At 67.8% G+C, this 15504-nt stretch carries 16 protein-coding genes and 2 pseudogenes; 12 read left to right on the top strand and 6 right to left on the bottom strand.

The features are described from left to right. The first annotated feature begins 188 nt into the window (after positions 1-188). From IEZ15_RS32905 to IEZ15_RS32900, 3 genes and pseudogenes are all read left to right on the top strand, one after another. Entirely contained in the window at positions 189-1682 is a 1494-nt protein-coding gene (locus IEZ15_RS32905) for an MFS transporter (protein WP_189280626.1), read from the top strand. A gap of 325 nt (positions 1683-2007) precedes the next feature. Further along, positions 2008-2130 (top strand): annotated as a pseudogene (locus IEZ15_RS45360) (IS5/IS1182 family transposase); the annotation flags it as partial. 86 nt (positions 2131-2216) lie between these two features. Beyond that, the gene (locus IEZ15_RS32900; RefSeq protein WP_114248674.1) at positions 2217-2735 is read left to right on the top strand and encodes a DUF1203 domain-containing protein; all 519 of its coding nucleotides are present in this window, start codon (positions 2217-2219) and stop codon (positions 2733-2735) included. Positions 2736-2835: 100 nt separating this feature from the next. Here the strand turns inward: IEZ15_RS32900 and IEZ15_RS46520 are convergent, their stop codons facing one another. After that, on the bottom strand, positions 2836-2970 hold the full coding sequence (locus IEZ15_RS46520; protein ID WP_268250458.1) for a hypothetical protein: 135 nt from the start codon (positions 2968-2970) through the stop codon (positions 2836-2838). Between the two features lie 571 nt (positions 2971-3541). On the opposite strand from IEZ15_RS46520, the gene IEZ15_RS32895 reads away from it, so the two are divergent. Further along, on the top strand, positions 3542-3694 hold the full coding sequence (locus IEZ15_RS32895) for a hypothetical protein (RefSeq protein WP_229846253.1): 153 nt from the start codon (positions 3542-3544) through the stop codon (positions 3692-3694). Positions 3695-3894: 200 nt separating this feature from the next. Here the strand turns inward: IEZ15_RS32895 and IEZ15_RS32890 are convergent, their stop codons facing one another. Then, positions 3895-4446, bottom strand: coding sequence for a GNAT family N-acetyltransferase (locus IEZ15_RS32890; RefSeq protein ID WP_189280625.1), 552 nt, complete (start codon positions 4444-4446; stop codon positions 3895-3897). Positions 4447-4521: 75 nt separating this feature from the next. Here IEZ15_RS32890 and IEZ15_RS32885 point away from each other — a divergent pair, with 75 nt between their 5' ends. Further along, complete coding sequence (locus IEZ15_RS32885) at positions 4522-5148, top strand: TetR/AcrR family transcriptional regulator (RefSeq protein WP_189280624.1); 627 nt, start codon at positions 4522-4524, stop codon at positions 5146-5148. 194 nt (positions 5149-5342) lie between these two features. On the opposite strand, the gene IEZ15_RS32880 is transcribed toward IEZ15_RS32885, so the two are convergent. Together IEZ15_RS32880 and IEZ15_RS32875 are read right to left on the bottom strand one after the other, a co-directional pair. Then, complete coding sequence (locus IEZ15_RS32880; RefSeq protein ID WP_189280623.1) at positions 5343-6146, bottom strand: class I SAM-dependent methyltransferase; 804 nt, start codon at positions 6144-6146, stop codon at positions 5343-5345. A gap of 390 nt (positions 6147-6536) precedes the next feature. After that, a complete protein-coding gene (locus IEZ15_RS32875) occupies positions 6537-7238 on the bottom strand; it encodes a GNAT family N-acetyltransferase (RefSeq protein ID WP_308427466.1) in 702 nt (233 codons plus the stop codon). A 344-nt stretch (positions 7239-7582) separates the two neighbouring features. On the opposite strand from IEZ15_RS32875, the gene IEZ15_RS32870 reads away from it, so the two are divergent. Both IEZ15_RS32870 and IEZ15_RS32865 read left to right on the top strand, forming a co-directional pair. Next, positions 7583-7915: a metalloregulator ArsR/SmtB family transcription factor gene (locus tag IEZ15_RS32870; protein ID WP_189280621.1), complete on the top strand. Its 333-nt coding sequence runs from the start codon at positions 7583-7585 to the stop codon at positions 7913-7915. Then, positions 7912-8658 (top strand): DUF2071 domain-containing protein, encoded by a 747-nt coding sequence (locus IEZ15_RS32865; RefSeq protein ID WP_189280620.1) that lies wholly within the window; start codon positions 7912-7914, stop codon positions 8656-8658. Before IEZ15_RS32870 ends, IEZ15_RS32865 begins: the two co-directional genes overlap by 4 nt. On the opposite strand, the gene IEZ15_RS47300 is transcribed toward IEZ15_RS32865, so the two are convergent. Beyond that, entirely contained in the window at positions 8600-8857 is a 258-nt protein-coding gene (locus IEZ15_RS47300; protein ID WP_373302669.1) for a DUF6225 family protein, read from the bottom strand. The two genes, IEZ15_RS32865 and IEZ15_RS47300, sit on opposite strands and share 59 nt — an antisense overlap. A 227-nt stretch (positions 8858-9084) precedes the next feature. Then, a complete protein-coding gene (locus IEZ15_RS32860) occupies positions 9085-9234 on the bottom strand; it encodes a hypothetical protein (RefSeq protein ID WP_373302668.1) in 150 nt (49 codons plus the stop codon). A gap of 230 nt (positions 9235-9464) precedes the next feature. Here IEZ15_RS32860 and IEZ15_RS46815 point away from each other — a divergent pair. The 5 genes and pseudogenes from IEZ15_RS46815 to IEZ15_RS32840 all read left to right on the top strand — a co-directional run. Further along, positions 9465-9767 (top strand): annotated as a pseudogene (locus IEZ15_RS46815) (transposase); the annotation flags it as partial. Positions 9768-10222: 455 nt separating this feature from the next. Continuing rightward, positions 10223-10669, top strand: a complete 447-nt coding sequence (locus tag IEZ15_RS32855; RefSeq protein WP_189280649.1) for an SRPBCC family protein — start codon at positions 10223-10225, stop codon at positions 10667-10669. A gap of 592 nt (positions 10670-11261) precedes the next feature. Beyond that, positions 11262-12053, top strand: coding sequence for a hypothetical protein (locus tag IEZ15_RS32850; RefSeq protein WP_189280619.1), 792 nt, complete (start codon positions 11262-11264; stop codon positions 12051-12053). Between the two features lie 766 nt (positions 12054-12819). Then, positions 12820-13389: a TIGR03086 family metal-binding protein gene (locus IEZ15_RS32845; protein WP_189280618.1), complete on the top strand. Its 570-nt coding sequence runs from the start codon at positions 12820-12822 to the stop codon at positions 13387-13389. 723 nt (positions 13390-14112) lie between these two features. Next, a complete protein-coding gene (locus tag IEZ15_RS32840) occupies positions 14113-15156 on the top strand; it encodes a magnesium transporter CorA family protein (RefSeq protein ID WP_229846252.1) in 1044 nt (347 codons plus the stop codon). Positions 15157-15504: the final 348 nt, after the last annotated feature.

Below are 15504 nucleotides of genomic sequence, written 5' to 3'. Positions count from 1 at the left end.
TCGTCTTGACATCCCCCGCCAGAACGTTCGCATGAGTTTCGCCGTCACATGGCCCGACCGCGAAGTCGTCGTTTCTGGTGACGCCCCCGTGGCAGAGGCGGAGATCTTTTCGTCCGTACCGATGTCAAGAAGCTCCCGACCACTCCGACCAACCTGCGAAACGTCAAGAGAAACAGGGAGTTTCGGATATGCGAGTCAACCGGGCATGGCTGGGACTGGTCGTCCTCATGCTGCCGACATTGCTCGTTGCGATGGACATGACAGCGTTGCTCCTCGCCCTTCCACGGCTCAGCGCCGACCTGGGTGCCACCAACATCCAGCAGCTGTGGATCAGTGACAGCTACGGACTCATGGTGGCCGGCCTGGTCATCACGATGGGTACGCTCGGCGACCGGCTCGGCCGTCGACGGCTGCTGATGATCGGCGGAGCGGCGTTCGCGGTGCTGTCGGTCGTGGCCGCCTTCGCGGCCGACCCGCTGACACTGATCGTCGCGCGTGCGCTGCTGGGTGTCGCCGGCGCGACCCTGGCGCCGTCCACACTTGCCTTGATCACCAATATGTTCCGCGACGAACGGCAGCGCGGGCAGGCCATCGCGATCTGGGCGACCTGCCAGTTCACCGGCGGCGCGCTCGGACCCGTACTCGCCGGATTCCTGCTCCAGCACTTCTGGTGGGGATCGGTGTTCCTGGTCGCTGTGCCGGCGATGGCGTTGTTGCTGCTCGCCGGGCCGGTCCTGCTGCCGGAGTACCGCAGCGACCGGGCCGGCCGGCTGGACCTGGCCAGCGTCGGTCTTTCGCTCGTGGCAGTACTTTTGATGGTCTACGGCATCAAGCAGTTGACCGTCGAGAGCGAGCCGGCCGGTTCGGCGGTGGCCCTCGTCGTCGGCGCAGCCGTTGGATTCCTGTTCGTACGCCGACAACTGCGGCTGGAGACGCCGCTGCTAGACCTGCGACTGCTCCGCAACCGCCCGTTCACGGCCGTACTCGTCGCACTGGTCTTCGCCGGCGTCGCCATGGCCGGTACGGGCCTGCTGGTGACCCAGTACCTGCAGAGCGTCCTGGGCTACTCGCCGTTCGCGTCTGCGGTGCTGTTCGCACCCATGGGCCTGGGCGTGGCGGTCGGCACCATGGCCGCGCCGGCGCTGGCCCGGCGGATGAAGCAGACCACCGCGATCGCCGGCGGGCTGGTGGGGTCGGCGCTGGGCGGCCTGCTGCTGGTCGGCGCCGAAGGTGCGAACACCCTGCCACTGGTGATGATCGGCATCGCCGTACTGGCCCTGGGCACCGGCCCGCTGTTCGCGCTGGGCACCGGGCTGGTCGTCGGGTCCGTACCGCCGGAGCGCGCCGGCTCGGCGGCGTCGATGTCGGAGACCGGCAACTACTTCGGCGGTTCTCTCGGCTTCGCGCTGCTCGGTGTGGTGGCCGCGGTGGTCTACCGCAGCCGGATGGACGGCACATCCGACTCGCTGGCCGGCGCGGTCGCCGCCAGCGAGCGCCTGCCCGCCGGCCAGGGCGCGGAACTGCTGCATACCGCGCGGGAGGCGTTCACCGCCGGCCTGCACGTCACGGGCGTCATCGCCGCGGTCATCTTCGCCGGGCTGGCCGTACTGATCCTGACCATGCGCCCGGCACCCCGGACCACTGCGGCCGCACTCCCCGACTACGAGGCGACTCGCTCATAGAACCCTGCCGGGGCCGACGTTGTGGTTGTCATGTCCGAACGCGGCACTCCATCGTCACCTCCACGCATGACGAGCATGGCCGGCGCCTGACTGATCCTGTGGCGAGCAGCGGCCACGAGGCGAACCTGAGCGCGGAGGGCAGACTGCGGAGGCACTGGAGCGAGCCTCCGGGCAGGTCGTCACGCGCTCGCGCGGAAGATCTTCCACGGCCGGACGGGGCAGCTCTGTCAGCGCTTCCAGGACGGCGTGGAGGACCAGGTCGGCGCCCGGCGCCCTCGGCCTGGTCCTCCACGCCCTTGTCCCGTTCATCACCCGGTACATCTGAATCGAGCGCATCATCCATAAACTCAAGGGCTTCCGTGCCGTGGCCACGAGGTCCGACAAGTGCTCCTACCTCTTCCGCGGCACCGTCACCGTCGCAGCCATCCGGCGCTGGCGCCGTTCGTGACCCGCCGAATACACCGCAGCAATGTCGCAGACCTTCGCGTCTGAATCCCGCCAGCGCGCCAAGGGCCAGCCGCCGACACTGGCCCCATGACCGCATACATTCCTCTCCCCATCCCTCCCGCCGCACTCAAGGAACTCCGCGAGATCGATGACGCCGGGCGGCCACTGCGGCCGTACACCGCGCGCGAGGACGGCGTTCCCCTCGATTGCGTGGGCAGCCCGCTGCGCTGCTGCCTGCGGGCCATCGAGCCCGGCGAGCGGGTCGCCCTCGTCTCATACGCGCCGCTGCGCCGCTGGGCGACGGCAACTGGGGCCGACCCCGGAGCCTACGACGAAGCGGGGCCGGTATTCATCCACGCCGACGAATGCGGAGAGCCACGGGGAGCCCAGGGCTACCCCTTCGCGCGACCGGGGGCACTGCGCACCATCCGCCGCTACAACACCGAGGGACACATCGTCGGGGGTTTCTTCTTCGAGATCCCGGACAACGCCGAGGCCGGGTTCGACCGGGTCCTCGGGGAAGCGTTTGCCGAGCCGGAGGTGGCACTGGTGCACGTGCGGGCCCTGGAGTACGGATGCTTCCAGTTCGAGGTAAGGCGACCGTAGGCGATGCCCAGCGGATGGCCCGCCCGCGGGGGCTCACGGCCGTCGCCAATTCCGCCAGCACCAACCCATTGCCGGGGCAGCGGCCGAAAGCGGAAACCCGTCAGGTCAGCGCACGTGCGGCTACATGCTTGTTGAAGGGGTCCACGGCGAGCAGGACCGTGCGGCCACAGTTGAACTGTTCCGTGCGGCCGCCGAGGGCGGCGACATGTATGCGGCCTTCAACCTCGCCCAACACGCCGATGACGCACCTGGACCCAGGCATGGCCGACGGCAACCCAGTCCCTGAGGTTCCCCCGGCGTGCGGGAGGTGCTGATCAGCTGGCCAGGACGGGTTGACGGGGTTTCAGGTTCGTTCGTTCGTTCGACCGTTGCCTGGTCGGCGTAGTGCTTCTCCTCGAACTCGATCGGACTGAGGTAGCCGAGCCGTTTCTGGAAGCGGACACCCGCATTCAGCAGGAAGGAGAGCATTCGCCAAGCCGCGTTGTCCCGGGGCGGGGGCGCGGCGACAGCCGATCCCCCGTGGATCAGCGACTCCGTGCAGCGCGGGCAGATCTGCTTCTTCCTGTCGTGGGGCACCTTGTACGGGGCCCCACAGGGCAGGCAGACGTACGAGGTCTTCCGCATTGGCCATGCAGCCAGGTTAGGCATCCCCGCGACGAACTCGACGAGATTTCGGAGCTGGAAGGAGCGTTTTCACAGTTCAGCGTATGTGACCAACCGTCATGTTCAACTGGCCGACTGAGCTGCTCAGTCACAATCGACGGTTCGGGCCTCACTGCCGTCCGGGGACCTACGGGTCGAAATCGATGTGCTCCACGTCGCCGATCGCCAAGGGCGCCGTCCGCCCGGAGCTGGACCATTGCCCGGAAGTCCTGGTCCGCATGCCCGGCACCTTCCCGGGCTCCACCGCTGTCGAGGCTCGCTCCGCAGGCAGGTTCACCGCGGTCCATGACGCCTGAAGGGACCAGGCCCGCAAGGTCCACGGCGAGCGGAACAACACCCGGGCCCTGATCGAGGTGCTTCAACCGGCTGCCGCGTGCTCCCCCGCAAGACGCCGAGCTCGACGTGAACCGCCAGGGTCCGGGCCCCACGGGCGGCGCGGGGCGACGTGACTACCGCGGGTGAGGGTCACCGGGCATCCGAGCGGCCCGGGAAGCACTCATGCCCGGTCGGCGGGGTCTCTCTGGTTGCCCGCCGGGGTGGTGGGCAGATCGAGGACCCAGTTCTGGCCGACGAGGTCGTGGCCGAAACTGTGGTGGGGTTCCTCGTCGGCGAGGGTGAAGCCGAGACCCTGGTAGATCTTGCGCGCGGACACCAGTACATCGTTCGTCCACAGTGTCATCTGCCGGTAGCCGGCCTCGCACGCAAAAACCAGGCATTCCTCGACAAGGCGGGTGCCGAGGCCGAGGCCCCTGGCCTTCGGGGTGACGAGCAGGATGCGCAGCTTGGCCACCCCTGGTTCGTCGCCGGCGACGAGGAAGATGCAGCCCGCGCGCTCGCCGTCGACCTCGGCGATCCAGGCGGCCTCCTTGGCCGGGTCGTGGTCGGCAGCGTAGTTGGCGACGATCTTGGCGACCAAGGCTTCGAAGTCGGTGTTCCAGCCGAACTGCCGGTCGTAGATCTCACCGTGGGCCATCACCACCCAGCCCAGGTCACCGGGACGGTTGGCGCGGCGCACGAGGACGTGCGGCTGGTGTTGCTGCTGCGGCATGGGCTGCTCTCCTGGCCCCTCGACTGCATTCGATTGCGACTGACACGACTGTTTCAGTAGCGCTAGGCTAGTCCCATGTCCAAGGAAGCGACAATCCCGTCCGCCAGGCAGGTCGAGCTGCTGGAGGCCGCCTATCAATACGCGCTCGCGCACGGCCTGGCAGACCTGTCCCTGCGCCCGCTGGCGTCGGCCATCGGCTCCAGCCCGCGCGTTCTGATGTTCCTGTTCGGAAACAAGGACGGCCTGGTCAAGGCGCTGCTGGCGCGCGCTCGCACCGACGAGCTGACGGTCCTGGACCACCTTGCGCAAGCCGGCCAGCCCATCGGCCTGGCCCCCGCGGTTGAGCAAATCTGGGCCTGGCTCGCCACCGAAGAGCATCGCCCGCTGCTACGGCTGTGGGCCGAGGCGTACACCCGATCCCTCGTCGAGCCCGACGGCGCCTGGGCCGGCTTCGCCCGCGCCACCGTGAACGACTGGCTCGACGTCCTGGCCACCTGCCAGCCACAGCCCGAGAGAGACAGCGAGGACGGCGCGACCCGCCGCACCCTGGCCCTGGCCGTGCTCCGGGGCGCCCTGCTCGACCTTCTCGCCACCGACGACGAGCGCCGGGCCAGCGCTGCTGTCCACCACCAACTCGCCCTGCTGCGCGTTGTTCTCACCGATAGTCGGCGCAATGCCGACCGGCCGGCACGGCAGCCGTAGTTTGTGATCGATAGCATGTCGGTGCTGGTCAGCGGTCGGGCGGGCTGACTTCAGACATGGGGGCGGCGGCACGGACGCAGTCGTGAACACTGATCACCGGGCCACGGCGTGGTAGCGCCGAGGCGCGGTACGACTGGGTACGCCGGGGGGGGTGCCGACCGCCCGATGCCTTCTGATGGGCAGTCGGGGAGGGGTTACGGGCGGCGTCCCCACGCGGAGATCATCGGGGCGGTGGCCAGGTCGAGCCGCCCGGTGGCGACGTTTGCCAAGTGCCGGTCGATCTCCTCGTCGGTGGCGAGCCCTTCCCCCACCAGACGGTGGCGGATCTGCCGCACCGTCGCGTCCTCGAGCACGGCACACGCCGGCGAGGTGATCGGGAAGTACGCATCGGCCTGCACATCGCCCAGACCGGCTTCGCGTAGCGCTCTGGGCAGGGTCCGCCCGTACGCGAGGTCCGCGCCGCGCGCCGCCATCAGGGTGCGGAAGCCGGATCGCAGCCGGTTGGCGAGCCTCTGTTCGGGACCGGACTCGTCCGGACACAGCAGCGGCTGCAACCCTGGGTCGGCATCCTCCAGGAGCAGCCAGCCGCCGGGCCTCAGCGCCTGGACCATCCGGCGCAGGGCCTCATCGCGGTCGGTGACATGCACCAGGACCAGCCGGGCGTGTACAAGATCGAAGCCACCGGGCGGTGGCGGGTCCGCCGCCACGTCGTGGGACAGCACCTCGATCACACCGCCTGCGATGTCCCGGGTCCAGGACACGTCGATGTCGGTGGCGATCACCGTACCGTTCGGGACGACTCGCTCGGCCAGCCCCAGGGGTACGGAGGGTCCGCCGGCGCCGACCTCCCAGCACCGCATGCCGGCACCGACCCCGAGCCGGTCGACGTGCCGGAACGTCACCGGGTCAAACAGCTCGGCGAGGGCGCCGAAGCGGATACCCGCCTCCGACTGTCTGTTGTCCAGCAGGTAGCCGCGGTCGGTTTCGTGCTCAGTCACGCGTCGATTCTGGCAGACGGGCGCAGGGCGGCCTCGCCCCAGCCACCGTCCCGGTGATCTCCGCGTGGGCACGCCACCCCAGCCGTACCGTGCCCCGGCACTCCCACACCATGGCCCGGTGATCAGCGTTCACGACAGCGCCCTTGCCGCCGTCACAGCCACCACCACGGCGGACCGCTCACACACGGCACCCAGCACCGACACGCTACCGATCAGGAACTACAACTGCCGTGGCTGAGCAACATGTGTCCTGTCGCTGCGTAATCGGCAGGTGCCAGGATGCCGACCTGCGCTGTTGCCATGTCGTTTGAGAACCTCGGGCTCGCTGATCCCAGACGACATGGCTTTCACGGAAGAGGCGGAAGTGGTGGAAGAGTGGAAGCTTCGTCCTCAGCAGCCCCGGTCGACAGGGGCGTCGCCGAGACGAACGCTGAGCTGGACACCCAGTTCCTGGAAACCCAGAGCTACAGCCACACGTCGTGATGGGTAGGCACGTGCTCTCCACTGCGGCAGCAAGCCGGCATCGAAGGCATGGGCCACTGCTGCGGACGCCACTACCCGCGCCAGGTGGTTGCCCCGAAAATGCGGGGTAACCAGCACGCTCAGATGGGCCACCGACCGCGGCCAGGACCGGTACCCGGCTGCGGCCACCACCTCGTCGCCCCGGCGAAGACAGAATGCGGGAGAGGAGATGTCCTCCAGACCGCTCTCGCCCACCTCCTCCTCCCCGGCCAGGGCCAGCAGCGTAGCCAGGCCGCCGTCACCGATCCGCAGCTGCTCGACCGCGGTACCTTCATGCGCAGGACGAAAACCGTCCCGGTCGATATAGAAGAGCGAAGCCGGCCCGAGGACATCGAGGACAGGCAGCACCGCGCGCAGACGGGCGGCGTCGACGAGCTCTTCGTGGGCCATCTTCCGCACTGCGGTGTCCACGATCCCGGCGGCCCGCACACTCGGCGCAGTGATGATGGCGTCATCACCGATCCGCACGACCCCCACCCACGTTGGTGGACACATCCGCGAACCGGGCGCGACCACGACGTTCGTCCCTCCCAACGGACAGAACTCAACCGGTGCGTCCGCCAGCTCCACCCACAACTCCCGGGCGCGAAGGAGCAGGAGATCGTTAGCCATAGCCGCATCCTGTCAACTCTGTCGCCGGAGCGCGACTGGGTTCTTCCCAGACGGACAGCCAGTACCGCATAGCTCGGCCCAGCCTTGATCCATTGAGAATCCGCCACATCACGTGAGATGCCGTGAGAATCCGCCGGCTTGCATGGGACGGGACACCCGTCGGCGAGCAGGGACGTCACGCTCGGCAGTCTTGGTGAAGGAGTTGGCGGGCTGAGCGAGCGACTGGCGAGCAGTCGCCGACTTCGCCGACACAGGTCGCGGATCCCTTGTTAGATATTTAGCCAATGTGCTAAATATCTAACGTGACAGAAGCTCAGGACGAGACAGGAGTCTTCAAGGCCCTCGCCGACCCGACGAGGCGTCAGATCCTTGAGGACCTCAGAGGCGGCGAGCTCGCTGCTGGCGAGATCGCGGGTAAGTTCCCGATCAGCGCGCCCTCCATCTCACGGCATCTCGGCGTGCTCAAGGGAGCCGGCCTGGTCACCGAGCGCCGGGACGGCAACCGGATCCTTTACACACTGGCCGAGGATCGCCTGGCGACCTGCATCGGTCGGTTCCTCAGCGCCGTCTGCCCCGAGCAGATCGTGCTGCGCCACACGAAATGGCGCCCCGGGGCGCAGAGGGAGGGATCATGAGGCAGCCGCGACTGTCCAGCACCGTTGAACGACGGCTTCTGGTGAACTACCGGGTCGCTCCGGACGCCGCGGCACGCCTGCTCCCCGAGCCGCTGCGCCCGCAAGTGGTGCACGGTTACGCGGTCGCGGGCATCTGCCTCCTGCGCCTGGGAAATGTTCGGCCAGCCTGGGCACCCAAGGCATTCGGACTGCGGAGCGAGAACGCGGCGCATCGGATCGCCGTCGAATGGGACGGACCGAACGGGGTCGAGACCGGCGTTTACATCCCACGCCGCGACACCTCTTCGCGGCTCAACGCCTGGGCCGGAGGCCGTGTCTTCCCCGGTGAACACGGACGCGCCGATTTCGAGGTGCACGAGGCCCCCCGCCAGGTGCGTGTCGCATTGGCGACCTGGAATGGAGACACTCGAGTGGATGTCACCGTTGAGCTGTCCGACGAGCTGCGAGGCAGCAAGCTCTTCGTGGATCTTGCAGAGGCTTCTCGTTTCTTCCGAGACGGGGCACAGGGCTTCTCGGCCACCAGGTCGGGCCATCACCTGGACGGCATGGAACTTCAAACCAACGCCTGGCACGTGGAAGCCGGCCGGGTTCGCTCTGCCGCGTCGTCCTTCTTCGACGACCCGGACCGCTTCCCGCCGGGAAGCGCGACCCTGGACTGCGCTCTGGTCATGCGGAATGTCCCCGTCAGATGGAGGCCACTCCCGACCATGGCCACGAACGGAGACGCTCAACTCGCCAACTGAGTGGTTGTGGCCGCTCTTTCGTGATGACTGCGGCTGGAGGAGGATGTGGGCTCTGAGCAGGGTGATCGAGGATCGGCCGTGCATCTGGCGCTTGATCGGTACCCGTCGGAACAACCGGGGTCTTCGGCGACACGATGTGGATGGGTGTGTCATCGGGCAGATCTTTGATCGCTTCGCGGAGCTGTGCGGCGTTCCACACCTACGGGGCATGGTCAAAGGTGTCGGCCAAGGGCACAGGGACGCTGGACCGGCCGGGCAGTCCAGGCGAGGACACGGCTGTACCCCGGGCCAGAGCTGCGGTGCGTACCGGCCGCGGCCACCGACCAGTGGCACTTCCATCCTGGCCACTTCCCCGACGGCCCCGGCGCGGCCGACGGCACTGTTGTCCGGAGCAAGCTTCGCCGAGTGCCGGTGCTCGTACAGGTCTCAACCGGCGCCTGGCCCGTGTACGACGGTGTATTCGTCCAGTAGTACGCGGGCCAGGTCGTAGGACAGCTGGGCGTGCCCGGTGTCGGGGCAGACGTCACGGGCGCTGAGGACCTTGCCCGGCCCCGGCCGGCGGTGGGTGACGAACACCGGTTCGCGCGTCGAGCACGTAGTCCTCGCGGACCCGACTTCGGCGGCGGGCCTTGGTCGCCGCGCTGCTCCCCCGTCGGGGCCTTCGGCGAGGTCCGTAGGCCTGGTCGGCCCGGGGCTCGCCGCGGCACGGCCCGCCCCGACCTCGCTTTTGTCCCCCGGCATCCGCGGACCGGTGAACCGTGGCGGCCGTCCGGCGCCGGGGCGACGGTGCCGCTGGCCACGGAAGTCTGGGCGCGATCCTGTACGTAGACCGGACCGGGATTCCCTGGCGCTGCTTCCCCCCACGACTTCGCCCCGTGGGAAGCCGTTGCACCGTCTACGAATACTTTGCGGCCTGGCAGAAGGACGGCATTCGTCCAGCTCAACGGCCTGCTCCGGCGGTTGGTACGGGAGACCGAAGGCCGGGCCCCGAGCCGAGCGCATGCGGGATGGACGCCCAGAGCGCCAAAGCCTCCGCCGACGTGCCCACGGCCGGCCAGGGGATCCACGCGGTCAAGCAGATCGCAGCCCCGTATGGACCTGTCGGATTGTGCAGGGGTTGCGGTCGGCATGAGGCTGGAGGCCAAGCCCGTGGGCGGCCGGACCAGGAATCCGGTGCGGCCGCGCCAGCCGTCGAGCCGAGGATGACCGCGGCTGACCGACGTGAGAAGCCAGGGGCCATCGTTGTCGGAGTCGACGGCTCGGACTCATCGAAGCAGCCATTCGCTGGGCCGTGCGAAGGGCGGAGTGCATCCATGGTGTGGCGAAAGCGGTAACCGTTGAGGATTTCCCGCCGTTTCCCGGCGCGCTCGACTGGTTGCCCCACACGAGCGGCGATGAAGCGGCCCGCCAGGCGATGCGTGCTCACCGGCGGACCAATCGCCAGGTTCTCGCGTCGGGCTTCACGGCTACCCAGCGCCTGCTGTGCCGGACCGCCTCGTCCCGGAGGAGCCATGACCGGCAGCATCTCCCATGTCCCTCATCCTCCAGAAGGAACGTGATCAGTGTGGCCCGGAATTGCCGTCTGATCCTGAGCTCGCCGTCCGAGGTCTGGGGCCTGCTGTCCGACGGCCACCGCTACGGGGAGTGGGTCACAGGAACCCAGCAGGTCCTCGCCGCGGACCCGCACTGGCCAGAAGTAGGCTCCCGCCTGAAAGTCCGAGTCGGTGCCGGCCCCCTGACCCTCGACGACACTTGTGTCGTCCGCATCTGCGAACCGCAACACCGCCTCGAACTGGAAGCAAAGGCAGATCCTTTCGGCGCAGCCCGCATTGCCATGAACTTGATCCCGTGGGGCGAGAACACCCTCTTCGTTCTCGACTGGCACCCCCTCCGGGGCCCCGGCACCCGGATGCACGGACTCCCCGTGGATTACATCGTCGCGGTCCGCAACGGCATGATGCTGACGAAGCTGGCCCGGATCGCGACGCGCGAGCACGGCGGAAGCGCTTGAGGCACGTTGCTGAACACCTGAGGCGGATCAGCTCTCGTCCACGCTCATTTCAGGCGTCCTACCTGCGTTGTTCCCTGTCTCGCCGACCGTTGGCTGATCTCAATGCACTCCGACCGCTCCCGCCACTGATCACTGCAGTGCCTTGTGGTCGGCCTCTGTGACCCAGCGGCCCAGCTATCCGGCTCCCTGTCTGAGGGCACTGAACAGATCAGATTCGAACGACACATGGCCTCGTCGCTCCGGAGCGATCGTAGGGGCCCGAGGCGACCAGGTTGAAGGCGAGGATCTCTACGGTCGCCCGGACACCGACTCGGTGATGGCTTTCACGGCCGAGCGCGGCAAGGTAGTCGGCGGCCGCACCCGCGATGCCGTTCTCCGCCTCGGTCCGGTCAGGGCCTGACGTACGGCGCTGCACCCACAGGTGCGGCGCCACTTTCACCTGCACTCCAGGTCGCGTGCGCGAACACGAGCAGCAGGCGTCTTGCACCCCAAGCAGGCCATTTGGCGAGCACGTGGCAGGCCCGAGCACCGAGGCCTTGCCACACTGTCCGGAGGATTGTCGTACGCACCGCGCGGATGCCACGATTCGCCTATGGTGGACGAGGTAGACGGGCCGGTGCGTGAGAACAAGGACCGCTTACTGTCAGAACGGTGGATGGAGCCGGTACCGGAGGCAGTTCTGCGGGACCGGCCGATCGAGTGGCTGCAAAGCATCAGGTTCTGGGGCAGCATCATGATCGGTGCGGTCGTCAAAGCGCCGCTCGTTCTCAACGACCGGGTGCGGTTATCGCTGTGGGCCGTGGACGGTGTGCTCCGGCTTCTGCTGGCCCCCGTTGCACTCGCGGTCACGGCCTCGGTCATCGTGGCGGTGTACCTGACGGCGGTCCGCCGCCAGCTCGGCGGTCGGCTGGCAGTGCGGTTGCGTGGCCCGCTCACCGCACTCGGTGCCTTCCTCGGGCACATCCTGCTGATCGCCGCCATCTGGGGTGCGGCGGCCTGGTTCTACTTCGGGCCCATCGGCCGCAGCCCGGCGTCGTCAGTCGCCGCCGGCGTAGCCATGCTGGCCCTCGCGCTGGGACTCGTCTACGCAACGGCGCGCGGTGTCGGATTCCTCCTCCATGCGATACCGGCGATCTCTCGGTACATGTTCCGCACGATGGAGATCCATCAGGCACTCCCGGCATTGATCACCATCGCCTTCGCGTGGGAGCTGGCTCTGCAGGACATTTTCTTCTCACTGGCCCAGTGGCCGCAGATCCCGCCCATACTGCCGCTCGGCGGCGCGACGGCGACTTCGCTCATCGCTCTTCTCGAAATTCACCGGCTGCGCACCCGCCACGGCATCCGCCTCCGCGTCCTCCCGCGCCTGACGCTCGCCACGTAACACGCAGCGTCACAGCGGCGCGGCCGGTGCAACGGGATGGACGGCCTCCACCGCAAGTTGCCCGACCGGTTACGGTCGCGCCCGCCGAACGTCTGCCGGACCGCCCTGCAGGTGAGACGTTGTTCACCATCGTCGATCTGTCCGCCCGGGTGAAGCATCTGCGGGCCCGGGCCGGGGTCGGCCGGTTCGGGGCGGTGGGCCACTCCCAGGGGCGGCGGAGGTCCAGTACAGCAGCTCGTCACTGAGCGCCTGGACATGCTCGTTGGGTTCGGGGGCACCCGTGGCATCGATCGTTCCAGGAAATTCGGCCTGCCGAGGACCGTCCCAGTCCGGGTCACGAACGACCGTGACCCGGCTACCCGGTGCCAATGCACCCGTCGGCCATGTCTGACTCGAAGGACGACCGAGGATGTTCTCTATCGCCTGGCGGTCACCTACGTCCGCAGGAACAGAGCCGGAACTGTCTGTCATGCCGCACATCCTGCCCGCATCACTTCAGAAGCGCCAGAAGAAACAAACTGAGTGCGTGCTCGTGATGAGGCCACATCAGCAACGGATTTGATCACCATTGACGTGGCCTCATGTCTGGCTTCAGGAGATGACGGTGATGCCATGGGTGGCACCACGTGGACGAACTTGCCGGCCTTCGGGCTCACGGACCGGGACGGACAGCAGGCAGGGAGGGCCTCGATGAACGCACACGGTTGTCTCCGGACCGCCGCAAAACCATCGGGTCACCTGACGGGGGCCGACGTAGCCTTGCCTGATGACGACCGCTTCTGTTGAAGATCTCACACGCGCGTGCGAAGCCGTCGGCGACTTGATCGCCGAGATCCGCCCGGAGCAGTGGAAGGCGTCGACGCCGTGCACGGAATGGAACGTGCGCGATGTGGTCAACCACCTGGTAGGCATGGACCTGGTGTTCGCAGCCTTGATCGAGGGTGGCCCGATGCCCGAGCGCGGAGCAGACCACCTCGGTGACGAGCCGGTCGAAGCCTGCCGGGCCTCCGGCGCTTCGCTGCAGGCGGCTTTCTCCCGTCCGGGGGTTCTCGAGCGGAGCTATCGCGGCCCCTTGGGGAGTGCCACGGGCGCCGAGCGCTTGCAGATCCGCCTGTACGATCTGCTTGCTCACGGATGGGACCTCGCCCGAGCCACCGGCATCCCTGCCCGGCTGCCCGAAGACCTTGCCGAGCAGGCCCTGGCGTTCGTTCAGGTCCAACTCTCCCCCCAGCCCCGCACGGGACGATTCGCCGAACCGCAACCCGTCGAGGAGACCGCTCCGGCCATCGATCGGCTTGCCGCGTTTCTCGGACGGCCGGTCCCACCGCAGCTGTGAGACCGATCGCGGGCAACTATCCGCCCCGGAACCAAGCCCGCTGGTGATCTACGGACGGAGGTGAAAAACAGGCCCGGTGTTCACATTGGATGCCCTCGACACTGGTGCGGATCCCGGTGAGGTTCCAGCCGGTGCCCCCGATCCACGCGGCGACAGTTGTCACGATGTCGAGTTGCTCTCCCCCGCGCGAGGTCGGCGAGCAGATCGACATGTCCGTCCCCGGATCGACCGGATCGCCAAGGTGAAGCAACGCAGCGACAGGTGGGGCAGCCGGGCCGACGGCGGGCTCTGGTGCTGACGAGTGGGAGAAGATGTCGGCCCGGGGCTGCGCCTGGCGGGCAGGCTTGCGGGTGAGCCGACGAGTCATCAAGGTGGTCGCGGTTTTCGGCCTCGGTCACCGCCACCGCCACCAGGGTTGACACCCCGGCCGTTCCCTTGGACCGACGTGTCGAAGCCCCGGGATGGCCGCGGACCGGTCAGCCCAGGTCCGGTGGCGTCCAGTCGGCATGCCGCAGGATGTTGGGCGGCGAACTGCATGGCACACACTGCCTGCGAGCGATCTCCGGATCGCCGGCGAGCCGGTCGATGGCGGCCGCCACCGGCACAGTGCGACTCGCACTCGTTCGAGGCCCCCGGCGGGGCGAATGAGTCCATCCGTGTGCGTGGGCTACAGGGTCTGCGCACGCTGGAGGTGACTCAGCCCCTGCCCCACAGGGAGGAACGATGATCGTATTGGTGGTGTCGATGCCGGAAGGGGGCGTCGCCGAGACACACGTGTCGGAGGCTCGTGAGCGTCTCACAGCATCGGATTTCCTGCTCGTGGACATCGAACTGCCCCAGGAAGTGTCGCCCGACGAAATGCCGGTCGCCGACCAGCTCGGTCTGGCCGAGGGCTTGACGTGGCTTGGCCGGAAGGGCGAATCCGTGCGGGCCGAATACCTCGGTGACAGGGCCGGGTTCGTCGTGCCCGTGGTCGAGGCGGACCAGGTCACTCATCTCCATGCGTTCGTGACCGAGCGGTACCTGGTCACGGTTCACCGTGGACCGCTCGCGCTGATCAAGACCCTCACCGCCCGACTTCCTCACGAGAGACCCTCCGACATCGTGGCCACGCTGTTCCTGCTGCTGCAGGAGGCCCTGGAGTCCTTTCGCCGGTCCGCCGTGGAAGCTCTCCTGGCGGCGGAGGACCTCGAGGACGAGATGTTCGAGCGACGGCACCCCGAGCAGGTCTATCAATTGGCGCGTCTGCGACGGCACGCCGCCCTCCTGCACCACTCGCTCCTGCCCTACCTCCAGGTGATGGACGAAACCTTGACGCGGAGGATGATGAACCCCAACTTTCCCGAGGAACGGCAGAGGCTTGTTCGCTCCTACCAACAGCACGCCAGGCTGGTGCTCACGAACATCGAATCTCTCCAGGAAGCCACCAGGCGCGTCTTCGGCAGCTACTCCTCCCTCGTGTCCGGAGAACAGAACGGAGTGATCAATCGGTTGACCATCGTGTCGACGATCTTCCTGCCGCTCTCGTTCCTGACTGGGTTCTTCGGCATGAACTTCACGTACATGACCAACGAGCTGGAGAGCAAGGTCGTCTTCTGGCTGCTAGCCGTGGGGTTGCAGGCGATCGTCCTGTTCATCGCTCTCTACATGCTGCACCGCACCCGCCTCTGGCGGAAGCTGCGCGAAGCAGACGACGCCGATGACCGGGGAGCCCGCGCGCGGCCGACATCCCGCATCGGCAGGCGCAGCTCCAACCCTGGCTGGTGATGCGTCGGCGTGAGCAGCACTCCGGGCACGGACACCGGGCTTCGCGGGACGTCGGCCTCCGGGGTTCTCCCCTGTTCCCGAATATGCGGGCAGGCTTCCTCGCGGTAGCGGAGGCGGCACGGCCCCCGGTGCAGGTGCGGGGTATCTCGGCGTGCCCGGCACACCCGGCGACGCTAAAGGCGCGGACGCTTCGATGGGCGTCGAACCGAGATCGGCGACAACCGGGGACATGGACGTTGAGCGCGCAAGTCATGACGTGGGCGTGGACTGGCGGCCGTGGCCAGGCTGCTGGTCGACGGGACCCGGTCCGCCTCCTGCCTGGCGCTGCTCGACGGCCGGGCGTGGACG

Origin of the sequence: Streptomyces atratus (assembly GCF_014648655.1) — a bacterium.
In the GTDB taxonomy this organism is placed as follows: domain Bacteria; phylum Actinomycetota; class Actinomycetes; order Streptomycetales; family Streptomycetaceae; genus Streptomyces; species Streptomyces atratus.
This window is presented reverse-complemented; position numbering and strand designations above follow the sequence as displayed.

Bases quoted from the DNA above. Each gene is read 5' to 3' on its own strand.
- IEZ15_RS32905 (WP_189280626.1), top strand. From the start codon at position 189: ATGCGAGTCAACCGGGCATGGCTGGGACTGGTCGTCCTCATGCTGCCG.
- IEZ15_RS32900 (WP_114248674.1), top strand. From the start codon at position 2,217: ATGACCGCATACATTCCTCTCCCCATCCCTCCCGCCGCACTCAAGGAA.
- IEZ15_RS32895 (WP_229846253.1), top strand. From the start codon at position 3,542: ATGTGCTCCACGTCGCCGATCGCCAAGGGCGCCGTCCGCCCGGAGCTG.
- IEZ15_RS32890 (WP_189280625.1), bottom strand. From the start codon at position 4,446: ATGCCGCAGCAGCAACACCAGCCGCACGTCCTCGTGCGCCGCGCCAAC.
- IEZ15_RS32885 (WP_189280624.1), top strand. From the start codon at position 4,522: ATGTCCAAGGAAGCGACAATCCCGTCCGCCAGGCAGGTCGAGCTGCTG.
- IEZ15_RS32865 (WP_189280620.1), top strand. From the start codon at position 7,912: ATGAGGCAGCCGCGACTGTCCAGCACCGTTGAACGACGGCTTCTGGTG.
- IEZ15_RS32850 (WP_189280619.1), top strand. From the start codon at position 11,262: ATGGTGGACGAGGTAGACGGGCCGGTGCGTGAGAACAAGGACCGCTTA.
- IEZ15_RS32845 (WP_189280618.1), top strand. From the start codon at position 12,820: ATGACGACCGCTTCTGTTGAAGATCTCACACGCGCGTGCGAAGCCGTC.
- IEZ15_RS32840 (WP_229846252.1), top strand. From the start codon at position 14,113: ATGATCGTATTGGTGGTGTCGATGCCGGAAGGGGGCGTCGCCGAGACA.